This window comes from Rhizobacter sp. P5_A1, assembly GCF_056400745.1.
In genome coordinates this window covers 13045-32949 of record NZ_JBFUKR010000020.1, presented here as the reverse complement: position 1 = coordinate 32949, position 19905 = coordinate 13045, and the positions used below count along the sequence as shown (strand labels likewise).

Genomic DNA, 19905 nt, shown 5'->3' with positions numbered 1-19905 from the left:
CGTTGCATGCCTCACTATCTGCGAGCGATGCATCCGATTTCAATGATTCAGTGGACTAGCGCGTGTCCGTCAACGACGATGGGGACGCCCCCTTCAAGCATGCCGCTGATACCGGGAGCAGAGAGAAAGGAGAACCGGCCACTGTTGATCATCTCTTCGTAGCCTTTGCTCTCTTTGCGACCGAGCGCGGCGGTATGCGCCTTTGCCACGGCGACATTCGAAGAGAGAGGAGCAGCGCCATCGAGACGATTCAGCCAGAGCAGATGCCCTCCGTCGTCAACGATCGCGATGGTCACCTTCCACTCATTGCGCTTGGCCTCTGCCTGCGCAGCCGCCGCGATGCGTTCCACGTCTGCGGACTCGAGATAGGGTCGGGTTTTCATGGGTAGTGTTCCTGCTTGCCGTCTTCAGATTGTTTGCTGGTCACATCGGCCCAGGGGGCTCGCCACTTTCCGATGTCGTCGATGCCCGCGTAGCCGGCGGCCATCGAGGGCCTTTTCGCCCGCCGTAGTTTCGGCGGGAACGCCAATCAACATGTTGCTTCCTCGGCGGTCTATGCGGTCTCGTTCAGGGCATCGCCCAACGCGCTGATCATTCGGTCGATCTCGGCAGGTTCCGAGATGAACGGCGGCGCCAGTTGGATCGTGTCGCCGCCGTACCGGACGTAGAAGCCCTTGCGCCAGCAAGCCATCGCGATCTCATAGGGGCGCTTGGCGGGTTCACCCGGAAGCGAAGCAATCGTGAGGCCCGCAGCCAGCCCATAGTTGCGTATGTCGGCCACGTGCCGCTGCCCCTTGAGCGAGTGAACCGCAGCCTCGAAGTGCGGAGCGAGACTGCGCACCCGCCCGACCATGTCCTCCTTCACAAGAATGTCGAGCGCGGCGTTCCCTGCAGCACAGGCAACGGGATGCGCGGAGTACGTATAGCCATGCGGAAACTCAAGCATGTACTCGGGTCCGCCTGCAGCCATGAATGTGTCGTAGATGTCTTTGCTGACGATCACCGCACCCAGAGGCTGCGCACCATTTGTCACTTGTTTCGCCACGTTCATGATGTCTGGGGTGACACCGAACGCTTCTGCTCCGGTCATTGCACCAGCGCGTCCGAAAGCGGTGATGACTTCGTCGAAGATCAACAGGATGTTGTGCGCGGTGCAGATCTCACGCAAGCGCGTGAGGTAGCCCTTCGGTGGGACTACGACGCCGGCGGAACCCGAGAACGGCTCCACGATCACCGCCGCGATGTTGCTGGCGTCGTGCAGCGCGATCAGGTCGAGAAGACGATCCGCCAGCTCAATGCCGGTTTCAGGTTCGCCTCGTGTGAAGGCATTGGAGGCAAGCTGGGTGTGCGGAAGGTGATCCGCATCCACGGCGTGACCGAATGCCTTGCGATTTCCCCCGATGCCGCCCACCGAGATGCCGCCGAAATTCACGCCGTGATAGCCCTTCTCTCGGCCGATCAGGCGCGTCTTGCTGGCCTGGCCCTTGGCCCTCCAATACGCTCGCGCCATCTTGAGTGACGTGTCGGCAGACTCGGAACCGGAGCCAGTGAAGAACACATAGTCCAACCCCTCTGGAGTGAGCTCCTTCAGGCGGTTCGCCAACTCGAACGAACCTGCGTGACCGAACTGGAACGCCGGCGAATAGTCGAGCTTCGCGATCTGGCGGCTGACCGCCTCGGTGATCTCCGGGCGTCCGTGCCCCAGGCCGCAGCACCACAGGCCCGACAGCCCGTCGAAAATCTTGCGACCGTCGCTGTCCGTGTAATAGGCGCCCTTGGCTTCCACAATCATCCGGGGGTCGGCCTTGAATTGGCGGTTCGCGGTAAACGGCATCCAGTGCGCATCGAGCCAGGCGGCGTCCCTGCGGACTGCGCCGGCGGCTGTTTGAGGCATATCGAGAAGGTTCATGGTCGTCGCCGGTTCAAAGTGATGGATGCGATTTTGCGAGTGACGTGCTCGCGAATAAATAGGACAATGTCAAGGTTCACATGACATTCCATGAAACTAAAAACTCGCGCTTCATTTGGCCCGCACATTGGCCAGATCGGCGACTCGGATCTGCGGCTCTTGAAGGTCTTCAAGAGCGTGGCGGACTGCGGCGGCATGGCTGCCGCCGAGTTGGAGTTGAACGTCGGCATCTCGACCATCAGCCGGCAGGTCAAGGACCTGGAAACCCGCCTGGGCCTCACGCTCTGCCGCCGCGGCCGATCTGGGTTCGCACTCACGGCGGAAGGCCAACGCGTGTACGAGGAAACGGCGCGCTTCCTCGATGCTGCCGACGTGTTTCTTGTAGGTGTCGATGACATCCATCGTCGTATGGGGGGGCAGCTCGACATCGGGATCTTTGACAAGACCGCCACCAACCCCGCCGCCCGAATCGGCGAGGCCATTTCCATGTTCGCGGACAGTGCACCTGAAGTCGCGCTTCAGATCCAGGTGTCCACGATCAATGCGATCGAGCGAAGGCTGATCGACGGTAGTCTGCACGTCGGCATCATTCCGGTGCACCGCAATTCTGAAAGCCTCGAATACGACGAGCTGTTCGACGAAACGATGTTGCTCTACTGTGGCGAAGCGCATCCCCTGTTCAAGGGACGGCATCCCGTTGCGGACTGGAAGGCGCTCGCCGACTACAAGTTCGCCGGCCTGGGCTATCACTCGCCGAACATGGAAGCCAGCCAGCGAGCGGGCCTGCGGCGGACCGCGACGGGGCTGGACCAGGAGGCCATCGCGACTCTCATTCTCTCCGGCCATTTCCTGGGCTTTCTCCCTGATCACTATGCCGAAGTGTTCGAGAGGGCAGGACGGATGAAGGCGATCAGACCAGAGGTATTTCGCTACACCTGCGACTTCGTGGTGGTCACGCGCAAGTCGCCCGCGCCGGCTCGTGCCGCGCAAGCGTTCCGCGATTGCGTACTGAAGGCGCACTCGGCCGCCGGGCGGGCCACTGCCCGGCGGTAGCCACTCAACCTTACTTCGCCGTCGGCATCGCGAACTCGGCACCTTTTCCGATGCTCTCGGGCCAGCGTTGCATGATGGACTTCTGCTTCGTGTAGAAGCGAACCCCTTCCTCGCCGTAGGCGTGCATGTCGCCGAACATGCTCTTCTTCCAGCCACCGAAGCCGTGCCACGCCATAGGCACAGGGATCGGCACGTTGATACCGACCATTCCGCCCTGGACACGGCGTGCGAACTCCCTGGCCACGTTTCCATCACGCGTGAAACACGCGACGCCGTTGCCGAACTCGTGCGCGTTCACAAGGTCCACCGCCTGCGCGAAGTCCTGCACGCGCACGCACGCCAGCACCGGCCCGAAGATCTCTTCCTTGTAGATGCGCATCTGCGGCGTCACGTTGTCGAACAGCGTGCCGCCGGTGAAGAAGCCGTCCTCATGCCCCGCCACCTTGTGACCACGGCCATCGACCAAGAGCGTCGCGCCCTCTTCCACACCGTGCGCGATGTAGCCTTCAATGCGGTCGCGCGCCTCGCGCGTGACGATCGGCCCCATCTCGGCGTCCGGCTCCATGCCGTTCTTGATCACGAGAGCGCGCGCACGCTCAGCGAGCTTCGGCAGGATTCGATCCGCCGCGTCACCGACCAGCACCGCCACCGAGATCGCCATGCAGCGCTCACCGGCCGATCCGTACGCCGCGCCGATCAGCGCGTCGACGGACTGATCGATGTCGGCGTCAGGCATCACCACCATGTGGTTCTTCGCGCCGCCGAGCGCCTGCACGCGCTTGCCGTTGCGGGCGCAGGTTTCATAGATGTAGTTGGCGATCGGCGTGGAGCCAACGAAGCTCACGGCCTTCACATCCGGGTGTTCCAAGAGTGTGTCCACGGCGAGCTTGTCGCCCTGAACGACGTTGAAAACGCCGTCCGGCAAGCCAGCCTCCTTGAACAGCCTGGCCATCAGCAACGATGCCGAAGGGTCACGCTCGCTGGGCTTGAGCACGAAGCAATTGCCCGCGGCGATGGCCACCGGGAACATCCAGCACGGCACCATGCACGGGAAGTTGAACGGTGTGATGCCGGCCACCACGCCCAGTGGCTGGCGCAACGTCCAGTTGTCGATGCCCGTGGAGACCTGGTCGGTGAAGTCGCCCTTGAGCAACTGGGGGATGCCGCATGAGAACTCGATGATGTCGATGCCTCGGCTTACCTCGCCCTGCGCATCCGAGAAGACCTTGCCGTGCTCCGCGGTGATGACTGCGGCAAGTTCGTCCTTGTACTTGTTCATCAGCTCGAGGAACTTCAGGGTGACCCGTGCACGGCGAATGGGCGGCGTATCGGCCCACTTCGGAAATGCCGCGCTGGCGCTTGCAACGGCGGCTTCGACGTCGCACCTGTCCGCGAGGCGTACGTTGCGCGCGGCCGATCCGGTCGCGGGGTTGAAGACGGCCTGCGTGCGGCTGCCGTCGCCACGGAACGCCTTGCCGGAGATGAAGTGCGCCACTTCGGCGCTGTCGGTGAATGCAGGCTGCACGATAGACCTCGATGTGTAAGAGCTGCGGAGTCTAGGGAGGCGAACCAAAATTGAACAGACCGAAAACTTGAATTGATTGTTCATTCTGGAGAACAATGCGTCATGGACCGCCAACACATCGAAGCCCTCTGGACCCCCTTGCACTGGCTCACGGTGCTCAGCGTTCAGGGGAGCTACACGGCTGCCGCCAACCGGCTCGGCGTCAGCAAGGCCGCGATGAGCCAGCGCATTTCCGAACTGGAAAAAGCGGCTGGAGTGGCGCTTGTTCGCAGGACCACGCGAAGCGTTCAACTCACAGCCGCCGGCGTGCAGTTGGTCGAGAACACCCAGGGGGCCTTCGAGCAGATCGCGACGAGCTTCTCCGGCGTTCGGAACCTCGCAGGGACACCAAGCGGCAAGCTTCGCATCACCGCGCCGGTGGCCTTTGCCCGGCAGCAACTGGTGCATCGGATCCCGGCGTTCAGGAAAGCTTTTCCGGCGGTCCGTATCGAGCTGGAGATGTCGGACCAGCTCCAATCACTCGCACGCGAAGGCTTCGATCTGGCACTGCGCCACACGTCGACGCCTCCCGAAACACACGTCGCGTGGACACTTTCGCGCACGCATGCAGTGCTGGTCGCGAGCCGCGGCTACCTGAAGCGCAAAGGCATCCCGCAGACGCCTGCCGCACTGGTGCAGCACGATTGCCTTTTCTACCCAAGAGGTCAGTCCGTGCCGACCTGGAGCTTGCGGCAGCGCGGTACCAACGAGCGCAACCGCACGAAGGACGCGGCGGTTGTGCGGGTGAGCGGTCCGTTTGCCGCGAACAACAGCGAAGCGCTGCGCGACGCTGCCGCTGCTGGGTTAGGTATTGCCGTGCTACCGGACTTCAGTGCACAAAGCGCGTTGCAAACTGGCAAACTCGTGCAGGTCTTGCCCGAATGGGAGCCGGTCGAATCCTTTGGCGAATACCTGTACGCGGTGCGCCCCTACGCCGCGCACGTCCCCCGTGCGGTGGCGGCGTTTGTCGACTTCCTCAAGCAGCAGTATGCCGACGGTTTCTCGGCATGATCTGTCAGTCAACCATGATCGACAAATCTTCCTTGAGCTCCTCCATCACCACGTAGCTGTGCGACTCGGCTGAGACGGGTAGCCGCTTCAGGATGGTCCCCGATAAGTGGCGGTATTCGGCCATGCCCCGAAGACGGAACTTGACGAGGTAGTCGAAGGAGCCGGACACCAGATGGCATTCCATCACTTCGGGCACCAGCAGTAGTTCGTTCTTCACCCTTTCGAACACGTCACCCGACTTGGCCGACAGCTTGATCTCGACGAACACCAGCAATGACTTGCCCACTGCTTCCGCGTTGACTCGCGCGTGATAGCCGGTGATCACGCGCTCGCGTTCCAGGCGGCGCACTCGCTCGGCACACGCGGACGCAGAGAGCCCTATGTGCTCGGCGAGTTCTGTGATGGAAACGCGGCCATCCTTCTGCAGCCGATTGAGGATTTTGCAGTCGAGTCTGTCGAGGTCGCTCATTTCACGGTTTCATCCCAATAAATACGTATCGCAATCGTGATTATCACGCTCAATACTTATAACTTCCACGAAATTCATGCCTTCTTCATCGATAGAGTCTTGAAAACTCTCTGATAGAAGGATACTCCCGTGAAAGTCATGGTTCTTGGAAGCGGCGTCATAGGCACAGCCACTGCGTACTATTTGACTCAGTGCGGAGCCGACGTGACGGTCATTGATCGTCAAAGCGGCGCCGGATTGGAAACGAGCTTTGCCAACGCCGGCCAGGTCTCGCCCGGATATTCGACACCCTGGGCGGCACCGGGCATTCCGTTGAAGGCGCTCAAGTGGATGTTCCAAAAGCATGCCCCTCTCGCCGTCCGTCCCGATGGCAGCCTGTGGCAACTTCAGTGGCTCGCCGCGATGCTTCGCAATTGCACCGATGCCCGGTACACGGTGAACAAGGAACGCATGATGCGCGTCGCGGAATACAGCCGCGACTGCCTTCGCGCCCTGCGCGAAAGCACCGGAATCCACTACGAGCATCGCACTGGCGGCACCCTGCAGCTGTTTCGCACACCTGCACAGGTTGCGGCAGCAAAGCTGGACATCGCCGTCCTCGAAGAATGCGGCGTGCCCTACGAATTGCTCGACGAGGCGGGAGTCGCCAGAGCCGAACCGGCGCTCGCGTTTTCGAATGCGCAGCTTGCGGGCGGATTGCGCCTGCCCGGCGATGAAACCGGCGACTGCCATCTCTTCACGAAGGAGCTCGCCGGCCTCGCTGAGCGCCAAGGCGTGAAGTTCCTGTTCGGTCGCAACGTGAGTCGCCTGCTGCACGACGGCCAGCGCATCCAGGGCGTCCGGGCGTCCAGTTGGGCAGTGAACTGCTGCGCGCGGACCGGTACGTGATGGCGATGGGCAGCTACACCCGAGATCTTCTCAAGCCGCTGAATCTGCGTATCCCCGTCTATCCGGTGAAGGGCTACTCCCTCACGGTACCTCTTGTGGACGAGTCACTTGCCCCCGTGTCGACGGTGCTGGATGAAACATACAAGATCGCGCTGACGCGCTTCGACAACCGCATCCGCGTCGGCGGCATGGCCGAACTTGGAGGGTTCGATCTTGGCCTCAATCCCGCGCGCCGGGCGACGCTAGAGATGGTCACCCGTGACCTCTTCCCCGGCGGAGACCTGCGTCAAGCCGACTTCTGGACTGGCCTGCGCCCGATGACGCCCGACGGCACCCCCATCATCGGCGGCACAAGGTATTCCAACCTGTTCCTCAACACGGGCCATGGCACGCTCGGCTGGACCATGGCATGCGGCTCCGGCAAACTGATCTCGGACATCGTGACCGGCCGCACGCCAGACATCAACCCTTCCGGCCTGGCCCTGGAAAGGTACGAGACCTCGCGCACGCGCCCTGTTGCGGTCCGTCCGGTGACCGCATGAACAGGCCGGCGAGAGCTGATATCGATCTCGCAGCCCTTGCAAGAAACTATGGGAAGTTGAGGTCATTGCACGGTGGGCGCATGCTGGCCGTGTTGAAGGCCGACGCATACGGACATGGAGCGATCCAATGCGCTCGCCGTCTTCATGACAGCGCCGATGGTTTTGCCGTCGCGTTTGCAGAAGAGGCAATGACGTTGCGCAGCGCGGGTATAGCTTCGCCGATTCTTGTGCTCGAGGGCGTCTTTTCGCCGCAGGAGTTGCGCTACTGTCAATCGCAGAACCTGTGGATCGTCGTGCACCACGAAGAGCAACTTCGCATGGTGGAAGCGGAAGGCTGGACCCTACCGCCCAAGAGCCTGGGCGTATGGCTGAAGGTTGACAGTGGAATGAACCGGGCCGGCTTTCCGCTGGACAAGGTCCGCGCTGCCTATGAGCGGCTTTCCAACTGCGCGGCAGTCAATGGCATCGTGCTCATGACGCATTTCGCGTGCGCGGACGAACCTTCTTCGGAGATGACGCAGCGCCAGCTTCGCGAATTCGATTGGGCGACGGAAGGTTTGCCCGGCGATCGCAGTCTCTGCAACTCTGCAGGCGTACTCGCGTGGCCCGATGCGCGGCGCGATTGGAGCCGTTGCGGGATCGCACTCTACGGAGCCGACCCAATGCCACATGCGTCACTCGACCTCGAGCCCGTGATGCGGCTTCAAAGCGAGATCTTTGCTGTGAAAGACGTGCGTGCCGGCGACTCCGTGGGTTATGGCGCAAGCTTCATTGCTGAGCGGCCCAGTCGCGTCGGGCTGGTCGCCCTGGGATACGCGGATGGCTACCCCAGAGCCGCTGGCACAGGGACCCCCGTCCTTGTCGCGGGTCAGAGAGGCAGAATTGTTGGACGTGTCTCGATGGACATGATCACGGTCGACTTGACTGAATTGCCCGAATGCGGAGCGGGGAGCAGTGTTGAATTCTGGGGTGCCGGCCTCGATGTCAACGAAGTGGCCGGGCGCGCGGGAACCATTTCTTATGAGCTGCTCTGCAACGTGAAGCGCGTCAGGAAGGTCTATCTGGGCGGCGGTTCTTCCCGGCCTCAATCGCTCACAGAAACGGAACCTGCGGCTCAGTCCAGTCGTTGTTAGCCGGCAGGGCGTACATGATGAGGGCGAGCTGCAAAATCGCCGCGCACACAAACCCCCAGGAGTGCGCCGAAAATACTGCCAGGCAGACGGACGCAATCGGAAGCGCGGCGCCAACGGAGGTGAGCTTCGTGGGACGCCTGCTTCTGCTTCTGACGGTGGCTTGCGCGACCCACACTCCAATCAGCCAGATCACCAGTGCGATGCCAAGTTCGGGGGCAACCACATGACCGGTCAGCACTACGAGTGCGGCTAGGTGCAGGAATCCTGCCGAGACAACCGTCAGCACACTGGGCAGTTCTTTGACTGAATTGCCATGTAAGCGCACGCGACTTTTCATAGCAAGCTCAGGCGAATGTCGGATGCTAGGGCTTGGCCGCGGTACTCACCGCGAGTTCGCTGTCCATAGTACACGTGTACCGATCGCAGCGCCTGTCTCAATACCGTCCAGATCAGACATCTCGCACCCGGTACCAGCCAGCAAAACGCCAAGCGCGGAGCCGAAGGCTCCTGCTCCAACGACTCCTACCTTCACGTGCGTGATGCCTGTGAAATGGGCTTCGCCGTCAATACATCACCACGGCGGCGGCGGCATCTTGTCTGGATTCATCTTGACGTCGACAAGAATCGGCCTCCTGCCGCTTGCAATCGCCGCCTCGACTTTAGCCATGTCCTGAAGCGTGCGCACCGTCACCCCGTGGCCGCCCAAAGAGTCGGCAACCGGCGCAAAGTCTGGCCATTCAAAATCGGCCAACGAGGGATCCATATCCCTGTCACGGAACTGCACATGCTCCGAGCCGTAGCTGGAATCGTTGAACATGACGATGATGACATTCAGCTTGGTGCGAACCGCTGTATTGAATTCGGTAAGTCCACCCATCATGAAGCCGCCATCTCCGGTGATCAGCAACGTGGTGCGATCAGGCTCCGCTGTCGCCGCGCCGATGGCATGGGACATCCCAAGGCCAATCGCGCCTGAGTTGTGACCAAGGACAAAGAGCCGCGGGTCGGACACGAAGACGTTGGTCCATGCTTCTCCAAGATACCGGCCACCGTCTGTCACCAGTATGCGATTGGCATCGACCACTGCATCGAGTCTCTGGACGATCGCGCGCACGTCATTTTCGCCATCGACCACCTTCGTGGCCGGACGTGGTCGATGTGCCTCAATGGCCGTCTGCACAACATCCTCATCACTAAACCGCGAGGAGGACACTTCAGCTTCATCGAGCCAGTACGTCATGCGTTCAGCGACAGAAACACAGTCGCCCACGACACCGGCATGAACAAGATGATGATTGTCGATGTCGGCCGCGTCATCATTCACCAGCACGACCCGCTTGCCTTGAACAAGCGCTTTCTTCGAGGTTGTATTGTTGGTGAGGCTGGCACCAAATCCAATGATGCAGTCGCTCGCCAGGACCGCATCCACGGCCTCGGGGCTACTCACCGTGCCCAATACGCCGATGTTGCAGTCTTCGCCGCGAAACAGATCCTTTGCCTTTAGCGTCGTCATCACCGGTGCGCCAATCCGGCGAGCAAACGCCAATACGGCCTGACGGGCTTGGGATGACATGGCACCCCGGCCGGCGACCACGATGGGACGCTTTGAGCTCGCAACCACCCCGGCGGCGTCTTCAAGGTCTGGACTGTCAAGCGCGGCGGCATGGCGCTCGCGCAGTTTGAGGAGGCTTGGCACGTAGGGGGCGCTCAACCACTGGTACTCGGACGGCATGTTGAACACCACCGGGCGCCGTTCAGCGAAGGCTCGCCGAAATGCGCTGTGCAGATCCTGGATGACCGTCTCGGGCCCGCGCGCCTGTTCGAAGCCCGCTCCCGTTGCCAAGACCAGCTCGCGCTGCGCCAGGCTTTGGAGATGCGTTTTGCTCGATGAGATGTCGCCCGCCAACAAGACCACTGACAGGCGCGCTCTGACACCTTCGAGGAGGGCCGGAAGTGCGTTGATCAGGGCCGGGCCCTGCGTCACTGAAGCCACACCGATTCGGCCGGAAACGGACGCATATCCCAACGCCATGAGAGTCGCGCCGGCCTCATGCGCAGCGGCCACGTATTTGCCGCCGAGGTTCCGTACGAAGTGGTCGATATAGAACATGTTGGCGTCTCCCAGAACGCCAAAGATGGTCGTGATGCCGTTGTCCTTCATGAACCGGGCGACTGACTCAAGTACCTTCATTTCTCAATTTCCTCGTTGATCGCTCGATTGGCCCGAGCTGAAGCCTCGCCTTTGGGTCGACGCCAAGTGCCTGTCGATCGCGGCAATCGCAGGCACAAGCGAGAAGCCCGGCGCGGCGCTAGGCGCTGGCCGGGCTCTTGGAGTGAGTAGAAGACTTGCTACGCGACAGCCATGCGGCTCGCCGTGAGGGACACAGGCTGTGTGTCGTAAGCGGCGCCGTTAGATTCCACCTGGTGCGTGCCGTTCGAGGTGATGCCAATCTCCGGATCTTCGGCGAAAGGATAGATGTGAGTCATGTGCGTATCCCATACGAGCTTCACATGCGTGCCCACGCCCTTCGCTTGAGCCAGGCTGCCGTCGACCACGATCGTCATCCCGCCGCCGACTTCGACGTCGAATTGCACGACCTTGCCGACAAACTTCTCGCGGGCAATCCGGCCGTTGAGTACGTTCTGGCCTGGCCTGTCGACAGCGTCCACGAGCCGCAGGTGTTCAGGACGCACGCCAAGCACGACCTTTGCGTTTTGCCCGAGGTCGCCATGGACGCCATCTGCAGGACACGAAAGCGTGTTGCCAGCGACTGAAATCTGGTACTCGCCGCCATTTCGACCTACAACACTTCCCTTCAGGAAGTTCACTTTGCCGAGGAAGAACGCGGCAAATGGCGTTTTCGGCTTTGAGTAAATTTCCTTGGGCGCATCGAGCTGCTCGATCTTGCCCCCGCGCATCAACGCAATCCTGTGCGAAAGGCTCAAAGCCTCTTCCTGATCGTGGGTCACGTAGATCGTCGTGATGCCGAGCTGGCGCTGAATCGCGTGCAGCTCGTTTTGCATCGCTTCGCGCAGCTTCAGGTCCAGAGCGCCCAGTGGCTCGTCCATGAGCAATACCGACGGCGTATGCGCCAGCGCACGCGCGATGGCCACACGCTGCTGCTGACCGCCCGATAGCGCCGCGGGGTACCTGTCCGCCACCGCCGGGAGGCGGATGAGGGCTAGCAGTTCCTTCACCCGACGCTCCTGGTCGGCTCGAGGCATTCCCCGCGAGCGCAGGGCAAAGCCGACGTTCTCCGCGACCGTGAGGTGCGGAAACAGCGCGTAGTCCTGGAAGACCATGCCAAGTTTCCGGCTCTGGGTCGGGACCCTCGTCACGTCCTTGCCGTCGATGAGCACACGACCGGTGTCGGGCGAGACGAAGCCGGCGACGATACGCAGTGTCGTCGTCTTGCCGCAGCCTGACGGACCCAAAAGCGTGAGGAACTCGCCCTCGGCAATGTCCAGGTCGATGTGGTCGATGATCTTCTCGGCACCGAAATGCTTGCCGAGACCTTCCAGATGCACGCGCGCCATGACTGCTCCTTACTTCGAAACCGTACGCGCCCACGTGGCACGCCACTTCTCGACATCGACCTTGGTCCAGTCCATGGAGAACGCGTTGGCCAGATCCGCATCGCTCAGCAGCATGAAGCGGTTCATGACCGGGTCCTTCTGCAGCATTGCCCGCGATTCGCGATTCACCGGCACCACGCCCATGGGCTTTGCGAAGTCAGCTTGCACCTGGGTGTCCAGGAAGGCATTGATGAACGCCGCGGCGGCATCAACGTTCTTCGAACCCTTGACAATCCCCAGGAAGTTGTACTCCACCTCGCCACGCTTGTTGCCGATCTGGGGATGGATGAAGTCCACTGCCTGGCCGGCGTTGTGCAGGCGCACTGCCATGCCTGCATGCCATGGCGCCGCGATCACATCACCCATAGTGAATTTCTGCACGAGCTCGGTCGCAGCCGAGTAGTAGTACAGCGGCTTCATGCGCATGGCCTGCTCGAAACCCTTCTCGGGAGTGGTTTCGTTGCCGCCCGCCACTGACGACATGGCGGTCACGACCGGCCAATGCTGCGGGTTCGTCACGTCGGGAAACGCGATGCGATTGGCGAACCTGGGGTCCTGAAGATCTTCGAAGCGCTTCGGGATGGGCAGGTTCTCCGCCTTGAATTTGTCGGTGCGGATCAGCACGCCGTTCTCCACCATCTGGTGAGCGATCGCCGTCTTGTCCATGATCTGCACGGAGACCTTCGACAGGTTCGGGATCTTGGCAGCGGGCAACTCTTCGAGGAAGCCGTTGCGGCTCATCGCCAGGCGTTCCGCAGGTCCGATTTCCATCACGTCGATCGGCACGGCGCGGCCGCGGGCGGCCACGATCTTGGCGAAGTTCTCGGCGGGATTGCCGATCACGTACTCCACCTTCGCGCCCATGGCCTCGAGCTTCGCGCCCACGTTGCTCTTGACGGCATCGCCCCACGGTCCGCCGTACGTTCCCACACGCAAGGTGACGCCTTCAAAGGGCTTGGCCTGGGCAAGAGCTGACGCCGCAGACAGTGTGAGCGCTGCAGCTGCGACGGCATGCACTGCAATTTTGGTGATGCTGTTGTTCATGAGAGACCTTTCAATCAAGGTGAAGGGAGGAAGGAAACTCAACGCTTCGCGACCAGGTCGAGACCCACGAAGCGTTGGATGAGCCAGAGGGAAATGACGGACATGATCGCGATCAGGGTCGAGATGGAGAGCACGGTCGGTGCGAAGTCGAACTGAAGCGTCTGGAAGATGATGACCGGCAGGGTCATGTACTCAGGCGACGACAGGAAGATCGATAGCGGCACGTCGCCAAACGCGATGATGAATGCGTACAGGACACCCGCCATCACGCCCGGACGGATCAGGGGAAAGGTGATCTGCCAGAAGGTTTCCCACCGGCTGGCGCCAAGAATCGCGGCGGCTTCATCAAGCCGCGGGTTGAGCCGCTCGAGCACAGCACCAACGGTGTTCACCGTGTAGGGTGTGCCGACAAAGACATACGCAATGATCAGTCCAGGCAATGTCGCGGCCAACTCGGCACCGGTCATGACCTGGAAGCCGTAATAGAACTGCAGGAACACCACGCCGGTGACGACGAAGGGGATTTGCAACGGTGCGCGAAACAGCGCCCGCAGGAATTCCGTGCCGGGAATCTTGCCGCGCACAATGCCCAGGGCCGCGAGCGTCCCGAGCACGCCCGAGATGATCGAGGCGATACCGGCGGCGGTTGCACTGATTGCCAGCGCATGGACATACTTTTCCGGAATCTCGAGGTACCAGCGCAGGCCGATCGTCTTGGGCGGAAACTGCGCTGCGAACATGGAAGTCTGGTCGAGCGACGCTCCTGCCACCACGAGCACGGGCGCTATCAGGTAGAGATACACCAACGCGACGAGGGCGAAAGCGGACCATTTGCGAACTTCTGCCGCGCGCATGTCAGGCTCCTCTCATTGCAAGTGCGGGGGCCTCGGATGCGCGAGCCGCCTTCTTCTTCGTTGCTCGTCCGCCCACCTGCTTGACCATGAAGTAGCCAGAAAGGAGGTTGAGCGTGAAAACGAAGAGAAGCAGGATGCTCGATAGCGCTGCTGCGAATGGATAGTCCACATCGAGAATGACGGCACGCTGGATCAGGATGGAGAACGTCAGCACGCGCCCGCCGCCCAACAGCGCCGGCGTCGTGAACGCGCCAGCGGCGAGGTTGAACACCATCAGCGCGGCGGCCACCAGGCCGGGCATGATGATCGGGATGATCACGCCGTAGAAGACGCGCAGGCGCGAAGCGCCGTGCGCGTGGGCAGCATCCTCAAGGCTGCGAGGAACGGTCTGGATGACCGTGTGCAGCAACAGGACGATCAGCGGCAGGGTGTAGTGGGCAAGGCCGATCACGACACCTGCTTCCGAGCCAAGCCAGCGCACCGGCGCGGAAATGATCCCCAGCACGCCGAGGGTGGCGTTCAGCAGGCCGCCCTGGCTCAAAAGAATGATCAACCCCAGGTCCTTCACCACGGGCGTGATGAACGTCGCTGCGACGAGCAAGCCAAGAAGGAGGGACACCCACTTCGACTGCGCGCGTGCAAGGACGTAAGCCACCGGAAAGCCGAGGACCAGGCACACCACTGCCGTAATTGCGGACAGTGCGAGCGTCCTGCCCAGCGCGGAAAGGTAGAGCGAGTCGGTGAAGATGCGTTGGTAGTTGACGAGCGTGAAGGCGTCGCCGAACTTGCCGTACCCCAGATTCTGGTGGAAGCTGGTGCTGATAAAGAAGTACTGGGGAATCGCGAATAGGAGCAGCGACACCACCAACGGGGCTATCAGAATCAGCCGCCAGGGCCGGGAATCATCGACTTGACGCACGGGGAATTTCCTTCATTTGCGATATTTTTTTATTGTATTGCGATTCATAAGATTGGGCAACGCCGTTCGCAAGATCTATGCCTAGTGGTTTGCCCTCGTATCCGCGTCTGAACGGGCGGATCGCGTCGCGGCGCGCCTTCCCAGAGCGGCCTTGCACCTTCTCGGGGCCGTGCGGCTACTTGAAAAGGTCTTGTTCGGCCGGCCGGACGTAGTCCCGGCAAGTCGCAGATTCAGCGCGCATCCACTGCAGTCCACGGACGACGACAGCAGGTGTCGACGCGTCCTTCACCATCAACAAACCGGAGACTGCAGCCAGTTCATCCGCGAATGCCTGCTCGGAGACTGCCAAGCGTCTTCCGTACGCATCTGATTTGCCCACCCAGTTGATGATGGGAGGAACTTCGGAGGTTCCCAACGCGACGTTGACCAAACCCTTGCGCCAAGGGCGCCCGAATGTGTCGGTCACGATCACGCCGGGACGTTGCCCCGAGAGTCGCAAGATGCCGTCGGCAATCCGCACCGCACTCACATCCGGGTCGACCGGAAGCAGCAACAGCTGGCCCTCGGCCGAACCGAGGTTCGACTCGTCGATGCCGGCATTCGCCGCGACCCAGCCGCTCTTATGGCGCGCGATGACAATCCCGTCCGGCGGCGCCGCCGACACCCTGAGAATTGCGGAGCTTTCATCCAGGATCGCCTGCACTTTCCGGGGGTCCTTGCCGCACCGCGCCGAAATGTCCAGGGCCTCCGCGGAGGGAACGATCTCGGACAAAGTACGAAATCGTCCCTCGCTCTTGGAGACGATCTTCTGTGCAACAAGGATGATGTCCGCGTCGAGCAACTTTTCGCCTGCGGCTTGCGCTGCCCGAGCCAGGATCGCACCAACGTCGTCGCCCGGAAGGATCTCGGGGATGCCGGGGATCGCGAAGAATTCGATGCGCACGGGCTACCCCGCGTCGATCAGTGAGGAGAGTTCTTGGCTCAGGACCAGGCAATCATCCACTGTGTCGATGTCATGACTCAAGAAGGGCCAGGTGCGCGTCGTGGAGCGCAGTGCTGTATCCGCAGCGGCCTGCCCATGGCGGCTCGCCGAATCGGGGCCGAAGCGGAAATCAAAGTGGTCCGCCTGCGTCAGGTCGATCAGCAGCGCATTGGTGCCGCCATCGTGCGCGCGTGCGATCACAAGGGAATGCCTTCGCCCTTCTTCAAACAGCTCGTCGACTTCGGCCCGCAGCCAGACGGGAATGTCGGCAGGGACGATCAGGAGCCGGTCGAAGCCATGCTCCTTGGCCCAACGGAACGCGGAGCCCGCCGCGTGGTTCAAGCCGCAAGGGCCCAGCTCCATCAAGGACAGGGCGCCAGAGTCCGTGGCCATCGCGGCGATACGCGGCGACGGCGTGACGACCAGGCGTTCGAACTCAGGAAACTGAACCGCGAAAAACGTCTGCGCTCTCCTGAACAGCGCCAGGGCCATTCGTTCTCGTTGTACGGCTGACATGGCGCTCGCGAGCCGCGTCTTCGACTCAGCGGCGTCCTTCATCGGAATCGCGACGACGGTCTTCACGGTGCGACTCCCACGGCACGCTGGCCACGCGCGAACTCGATAATCTGCCTAGCCAATGCCTCGGCGCGCGTTGCATCTGGAATCAGCGTCGGAAGCGCCACGACCTGCATGGCACCCTTGCGCGCCAGATCGGCTGAGTTCGCGGAGTCGCCCTCGTCGATGACAAGGATGTCTGCGATCGATGAATAGCTGGCTGCGATGCCCGCGTTCGATGAGTCGACTCCAAGGTCTTCCATCAACTGCACCAGTGGCCCTTTGATGGCACGTCCACCAATGAGCGGCGACACCGCTACCTTGAGCGCGGGCGATTGCCGCAGCGTGTCGCTCATGCCTGCAATCTCCAGCACCGGCCGGATGGAGAGATACGGGTTCGAAGGTGCGAACACAACGAGGCCCGCCGACATGAGCGCCTCTCGCACGCGGTCCGTGATCTTGGCCCGACGCGCCGCGTCGAAGCGCAAAGCCTTCACGCTCGGGCCCGCCCGATCGCGAACAAACCACTCCTGAAACCGCAGGAGCCCTGCAGCCGTCTCAACTTCCGTCGGGCATTCATTGTCGGAGGCTGGCAGAAGCTCGCAACGAAGGCCGAAGCCCCGACTGACCTCTTGCATGACCGAAGTCAGCGACGCGCCTTGTGCAAGCCGTGAGCTGCGGTAGATGTGCAAGCCCAGATCGGCATCACCCAGCTTCATCCACGAGCCAGGTGATTCAAGCTTGCGGAGAACTTCGAGCGCCTTCGTTTCATCGCCGGCAACACCCCAACCCTGCGAGCGGTCAACGACGCCGGAGAGTGTGTAGAGCACCGTGTCCAGGTCCGGGCAGACGTACAAACCATGGAACCGTTCGTCATCACCGACGTTCACGATGACGCTGAGATCCTGCGGTGGGATGATCCCTGCAAACCCGAGCGCCATGCGGGCGCCGCCCACACCGCCGGCGATGACTGCGACTTTCATACCGGGCTCAAGCTGCGGCCGCATGTTCGCGGCGGAGAAATCGGATCGGATCATGGGGACGCGGCTTCAGTGTGCCGAGATCGACAGGATCGTGATCGCTGAATTCTTCGAGCGTGTCGTACAGCGTACTTCTGCGCACCGGCGTGCGGCCCGCGTGACGGATCAGCTTGACCATTTCGGGCGGCGTCAACTCCTCGCCGAAGTCGGCACCCGCGGACCGTGAAATCGATTCGTCCATCAGCGTGCCGCCCAGGTCATTGACACCGGCGTGCAGCATCTCCGCCGCCATCTGTGCGCCCAGCTTCACCCACGAGACCTGGATGTTGTCGATCCACCCGGCGAGCATCAGCCTGGCGATGGCGTGCATCTTGAAATTTTCTTCGCGCGTGGCGCCTGCGCGCACACCCGGAATGGCGCGATCCACATACAGCGGCGACTCCGCATGCACGAAGCTCAGCGGAACGAACTCCGTGAAGCCACCCGTGTCCTTCTGGATGGAGCGAAGCAGGTCAATGTGCGCCGCCCAGTGAGACGGACCGTCGATGTGACCGAACATGATCGTCGACGTGCTTCGAAGCCCGATCGAGTGCGCCGCGCGAATTGTTTCAACCCAGGCCTCGGTCGTCAGCTTGTTGCGAGTGAGCTTGCGGCGCACCTCGACATCCAGGATTTCAGCGGCCGTGCCGGGCATCGAACCCAGCCCCGCCTCCTTCAGCTCCAGGAGGAAATCGCGTGTGGACATCTTGCGCTTGTGCGCGCCAAACCAGATCTCGAAAGGCGAGAACGCGTGTACGTGCACACGCGGTACCTGTCGCTTCACCGCAGTCAGGAGGTCGCGGTAGTAAGTCGGCGGCAAGTCCGGGTGCAGCCCGCCCTGCATGCATACCTCGGTGGCGCCTCTGTCCCACGCCACCTGCGCGCGATGCGCGACTTCGTCCATGCTGTGCCAGACCGCGTCCGGGTCTTCCTTGCGCTTGGCAAAACCACAAAATCGGCATCCCATGTAGCAGACGTTCGTGAAGTTGATGTTCCGGACGATGGCGAAGCTGGCCTTCGATCCCACCCGTTGTTCACGGACGATGTCTGCTGCGCGGACGATGGCCGGGAGGTCACTCGAGGAAGCCTTGAACAGAATCTCCCCTTCGTCGCGCGTCAGCTCACGACCGCTGAGCACGCCGTGGAGTAGCTCGCGGATCTCGCGTGTGCTGCTAGCCAGCAGCGATTCAATCGAAGTCGCCTGAAGTTCCGAAGGCATGAACGGCTGGTCGCTTGTCATGTGAATTCCTTTAGGCTGTAGCAGCGTGAACCTGCCTGGCTGCATAGCCGTCGCCCCGCGCCAGGTTGCGAAGCGCCATGAGAGGGACCGGGCGCAGGAAACGGTCTGGTTGCCGGAGGTAAAGCGGGTATGTCGTCAACCGCTCCACCAGCGTCATGCCCCGCTGTTTCGTGCGAAACGCGATTTCGTCGACGGCCGGCCAGGCACATTCCGGATTGATGTGGTCGGCAGTGAGGGGCGACACACCGCCCCAATCGTTGATGCCGGCATCCAGGTAGCGCTCGAACTCCTCATTCAGGTTCGGCGGCGCCTGCAGGGACACCTCGACCGGGAGCAGCAGGCGGGCGATCACAAGGGTGCGAAGCATGTCCGTCATGTCCGGCTCGCGGTGCCGCGCCATGGCCGTGCCCGACTTCGCGCGGAAGTTCTGGACAATCACTTCCTGGATGTGGCCGTGCCTCTGGTGTATCTCGGCGATGCTTCGCAGGCTGTCGATGCGCTCTTCCCACGTTTCGCCGATGCCGATCAGGATGCCCGTGGTCATGGGAACCGACGCCTGGCCCGCGACTTCCAGCGTGCGAAGCCGCTGCAGCGGCACCTTGTCGGGACAGGCGTAGTGCGGCATGCCCTTCCCCATCAACCTGCGACTCACGTTTTCGAGCATCAGGCCTGCGCTACCGCACACTTCCTTCACCCGGTCCAGGTCCTTCGTGCCCATGGTCCCTGCGTTGACGTGCGGGACCAGGGAGGTCTTGGACAAGACAAGCGCGCACATCGCCACGACGTAGTCGATGGTGGTTCGATAGCCCAGGCGTGCAAGCATTTCGTTCGCCTGCGGATAGCGCAACTCGGGCTTCTCGCCGAGCGAGAATAGCGCTTCCTTGCATCCCAGCTCCTCGCCCCGCATGGCAATACGCAGGACCTCGTCGGGCTCCAGGTACCCCGCGCCCGGCTCACCGGGCTGCTTCACGAACGTACAGTAGCCACAGCTGTCGCGGCACAGGTTCGTCAAGGGGATGAACACCTTGCGCGAGTAGGTTGCGACAGCACCCCAGTACGCATTGCGCTTGGCCCTCGCCTGGACGAACAACTGCTCGAGCTCGGTGCCTTCGACGGCTTGCAGTTCAGAAAAGGACGCGGCGCTCAT

General features: G+C 61.8%; 17 protein-coding genes and 2 pseudogenes. 4 read left to right on the top strand and 15 right to left on the bottom strand.

The genetic code is table 11. The annotated features are described in order from the left end of the window. Positions 1-62: 62 nt before the first annotated feature. Positions 63-383, bottom strand: a pseudogene (locus AC1DTW_RS20115) (heme-binding protein); the annotation flags it as partial. A 170-nt stretch (positions 384-553) separates the two neighbouring features. Then, on the bottom strand, positions 554-1909 hold the full coding sequence (gene aptA, locus AC1DTW_RS20110; RefSeq protein WP_477983156.1) for an omega-aminotransferase AptA: 1356 nt from the start codon (positions 1907-1909) through the stop codon (positions 554-556). A 90-nt stretch (positions 1910-1999) separates the two neighbouring features. On the opposite strand from aptA, the gene AC1DTW_RS20105 reads away from it, so the two are divergent. Beyond that, positions 2000-2962 carry a LysR family transcriptional regulator gene (locus AC1DTW_RS20105; RefSeq protein ID WP_477983155.1) on the top strand — a complete coding sequence of 321 codons (963 nt, stop codon included), beginning with the start codon at positions 2000-2002 and terminating at the stop codon, positions 2960-2962. Between the two features lie 10 nt (positions 2963-2972). Here the strand turns inward: AC1DTW_RS20105 and AC1DTW_RS20100 are convergent, their stop codons facing one another. After that, a complete protein-coding gene (locus tag AC1DTW_RS20100) occupies positions 2973-4487 on the bottom strand; it encodes a CoA-acylating methylmalonate-semialdehyde dehydrogenase (protein WP_477983154.1) in 1515 nt (504 codons plus the stop codon). 102 nt (positions 4488-4589) lie between these two features. Between AC1DTW_RS20100 and AC1DTW_RS20095 the strand changes: the two genes are divergently transcribed. After that, positions 4590-5537, top strand: a complete 948-nt coding sequence (locus AC1DTW_RS20095; RefSeq protein ID WP_477983153.1) for a LysR family transcriptional regulator — start codon at positions 4590-4592, stop codon at positions 5535-5537. Between the two features lie 4 nt (positions 5538-5541). Here AC1DTW_RS20095 and AC1DTW_RS20090 read toward each other — a convergent pair whose 3' ends face one another. Next, on the bottom strand, positions 5542-6006 hold the full coding sequence (locus AC1DTW_RS20090) for an Lrp/AsnC ligand binding domain-containing protein (protein ID WP_477983152.1): 465 nt from the start codon (positions 6004-6006) through the stop codon (positions 5542-5544). 129 nt (positions 6007-6135) lie between these two features. Between AC1DTW_RS20090 and AC1DTW_RS20085 the strand changes: the two are divergent. Continuing rightward, positions 6136-7436 (top strand): annotated as a pseudogene (locus AC1DTW_RS20085) (D-amino acid dehydrogenase). Then, complete coding sequence (alr, locus tag AC1DTW_RS20080; RefSeq protein ID WP_477983151.1) at positions 7433-8569, top strand: alanine racemase; 1137 nt, start codon at positions 7433-7435, stop codon at positions 8567-8569. The pseudogene AC1DTW_RS20085 and the gene alr overlap by 4 nt, the downstream one beginning before the upstream one ends. On the opposite strand, the gene AC1DTW_RS20075 is transcribed toward alr, so the two are convergent. From AC1DTW_RS20075 to cofG, 11 genes are all read right to left on the bottom strand, one after another. Next, positions 8529-8906 carry a hypothetical protein gene (locus tag AC1DTW_RS20075; RefSeq protein WP_477983150.1) on the bottom strand — a complete coding sequence of 126 codons (378 nt, stop codon included), beginning with the start codon at positions 8904-8906 and terminating at the stop codon, positions 8529-8531. The genes alr and AC1DTW_RS20075 overlap by 41 nt on opposite strands. A gap of 234 nt (positions 8907-9140) precedes the next feature. Beyond that, positions 9141-10760 (bottom strand): thiamine pyrophosphate-binding protein, encoded by a 1620-nt coding sequence (locus AC1DTW_RS20070; protein ID WP_477983149.1) that lies wholly within the window; start codon positions 10758-10760, stop codon positions 9141-9143. Positions 10761-10918: 158 nt separating this feature from the next. After that, positions 10919-12106: an ABC transporter ATP-binding protein gene (locus AC1DTW_RS20065; protein ID WP_477983148.1), complete on the bottom strand. Its 1188-nt coding sequence runs from the start codon at positions 12104-12106 to the stop codon at positions 10919-10921. A gap of 9 nt (positions 12107-12115) precedes the next feature. Next, complete coding sequence (locus tag AC1DTW_RS20060; RefSeq protein WP_477983147.1) at positions 12116-13189, bottom strand: extracellular solute-binding protein; 1074 nt, start codon at positions 13187-13189, stop codon at positions 12116-12118. A 38-nt stretch (positions 13190-13227) separates the two neighbouring features. Further along, positions 13228-14043 (bottom strand): ABC transporter permease, encoded by an 816-nt coding sequence (locus tag AC1DTW_RS20055; protein WP_477983146.1) that lies wholly within the window; start codon positions 14041-14043, stop codon positions 13228-13230. Position 14044: 1 nt separating this feature from the next. Beyond that, positions 14045-14962: an ABC transporter permease gene (locus tag AC1DTW_RS20050; RefSeq protein WP_477983145.1), complete on the bottom strand. Its 918-nt coding sequence runs from the start codon at positions 14960-14962 to the stop codon at positions 14045-14047. Between the two features lie 175 nt (positions 14963-15137). Then, positions 15138-15905 carry a coenzyme F420-0:L-glutamate ligase gene (cofE, locus tag AC1DTW_RS20045; protein ID WP_477983144.1) on the bottom strand — a complete coding sequence of 256 codons (768 nt, stop codon included), beginning with the start codon at positions 15903-15905 and terminating at the stop codon, positions 15138-15140. A gap of 3 nt (positions 15906-15908) precedes the next feature. After that, positions 15909-16526, bottom strand: coding sequence for a 2-phospho-L-lactate guanylyltransferase (gene cofC / locus AC1DTW_RS20040; RefSeq protein ID WP_477983143.1), 618 nt, complete (start codon positions 16524-16526; stop codon positions 15909-15911). Then, positions 16523-17482, bottom strand: coding sequence for a 2-phospho-L-lactate transferase (cofD, locus tag AC1DTW_RS20035; protein WP_477983142.1), 960 nt, complete (start codon positions 17480-17482; stop codon positions 16523-16525). The genes cofC and cofD overlap by 4 nt, the downstream gene beginning before the upstream one ends. 7 nt (positions 17483-17489) lie before the next feature. Beyond that, positions 17490-18758, bottom strand: a complete 1269-nt coding sequence (cofH, locus tag AC1DTW_RS20030; RefSeq protein ID WP_477983141.1) for a 5-amino-6-(D-ribitylamino)uracil--L-tyrosine 4-hydroxyphenyl transferase CofH — start codon at positions 18756-18758, stop codon at positions 17490-17492. Between the two features lie 10 nt (positions 18759-18768). Beyond that, positions 18769-19905 (bottom strand): 7,8-didemethyl-8-hydroxy-5-deazariboflavin synthase CofG, encoded by a 1137-nt coding sequence (gene cofG, locus AC1DTW_RS20025; RefSeq protein WP_477983140.1) that lies wholly within the window; start codon positions 19903-19905, stop codon positions 18769-18771.

Bases quoted from the DNA above. Each gene is read 5' to 3' on its own strand.
- AC1DTW_RS20075 (WP_477983150.1), bottom strand. From the start codon at position 8,906: ATGAAAAGTCGCGTGCGCTTACATGGCAATTCAGTCAAAGAACTGCCC.
- AC1DTW_RS20105 (WP_477983155.1), top strand. From the start codon at position 2,000: ATGAAACTAAAAACTCGCGCTTCATTTGGCCCGCACATTGGCCAGATC.
- cofG (WP_477983140.1), bottom strand. From the start codon at position 19,905: ATGAGCGCCGCGTCCTTTTCTGAACTGCAAGCCGTCGAAGGCACCGAG.
- aptA (WP_477983156.1), bottom strand. From the start codon at position 1,909: ATGAACCTTCTCGATATGCCTCAAACAGCCGCCGGCGCAGTCCGCAGG.
- AC1DTW_RS20060 (WP_477983147.1), bottom strand. From the start codon at position 13,189: ATGAACAACAGCATCACCAAAATTGCAGTGCATGCCGTCGCAGCTGCA.
- alr (WP_477983151.1), top strand. From the start codon at position 7,433: ATGAACAGGCCGGCGAGAGCTGATATCGATCTCGCAGCCCTTGCAAGA.
- cofD (WP_477983142.1), bottom strand. From the start codon at position 17,482: ATGAAAGTCGCAGTCATCGCCGGCGGTGTGGGCGGCGCCCGCATGGCG.
- AC1DTW_RS20065 (WP_477983148.1), bottom strand. From the start codon at position 12,106: ATGGCGCGCGTGCATCTGGAAGGTCTCGGCAAGCATTTCGGTGCCGAG.
- cofH (WP_477983141.1), bottom strand. From the start codon at position 18,758: ATGACAAGCGACCAGCCGTTCATGCCTTCGGAACTTCAGGCGACTTCG.
- AC1DTW_RS20095 (WP_477983153.1), top strand. From the start codon at position 4,590: ATGGACCGCCAACACATCGAAGCCCTCTGGACCCCCTTGCACTGGCTC.
- AC1DTW_RS20055 (WP_477983146.1), bottom strand. From the start codon at position 14,043: ATGCGCGCGGCAGAAGTTCGCAAATGGTCCGCTTTCGCCCTCGTCGCG.
- AC1DTW_RS20090 (WP_477983152.1), bottom strand. From the start codon at position 6,006: ATGAGCGACCTCGACAGACTCGACTGCAAAATCCTCAATCGGCTGCAG.
- AC1DTW_RS20070 (WP_477983149.1), bottom strand. From the start codon at position 10,760: ATGAAGGTACTTGAGTCAGTCGCCCGGTTCATGAAGGACAACGGCATC.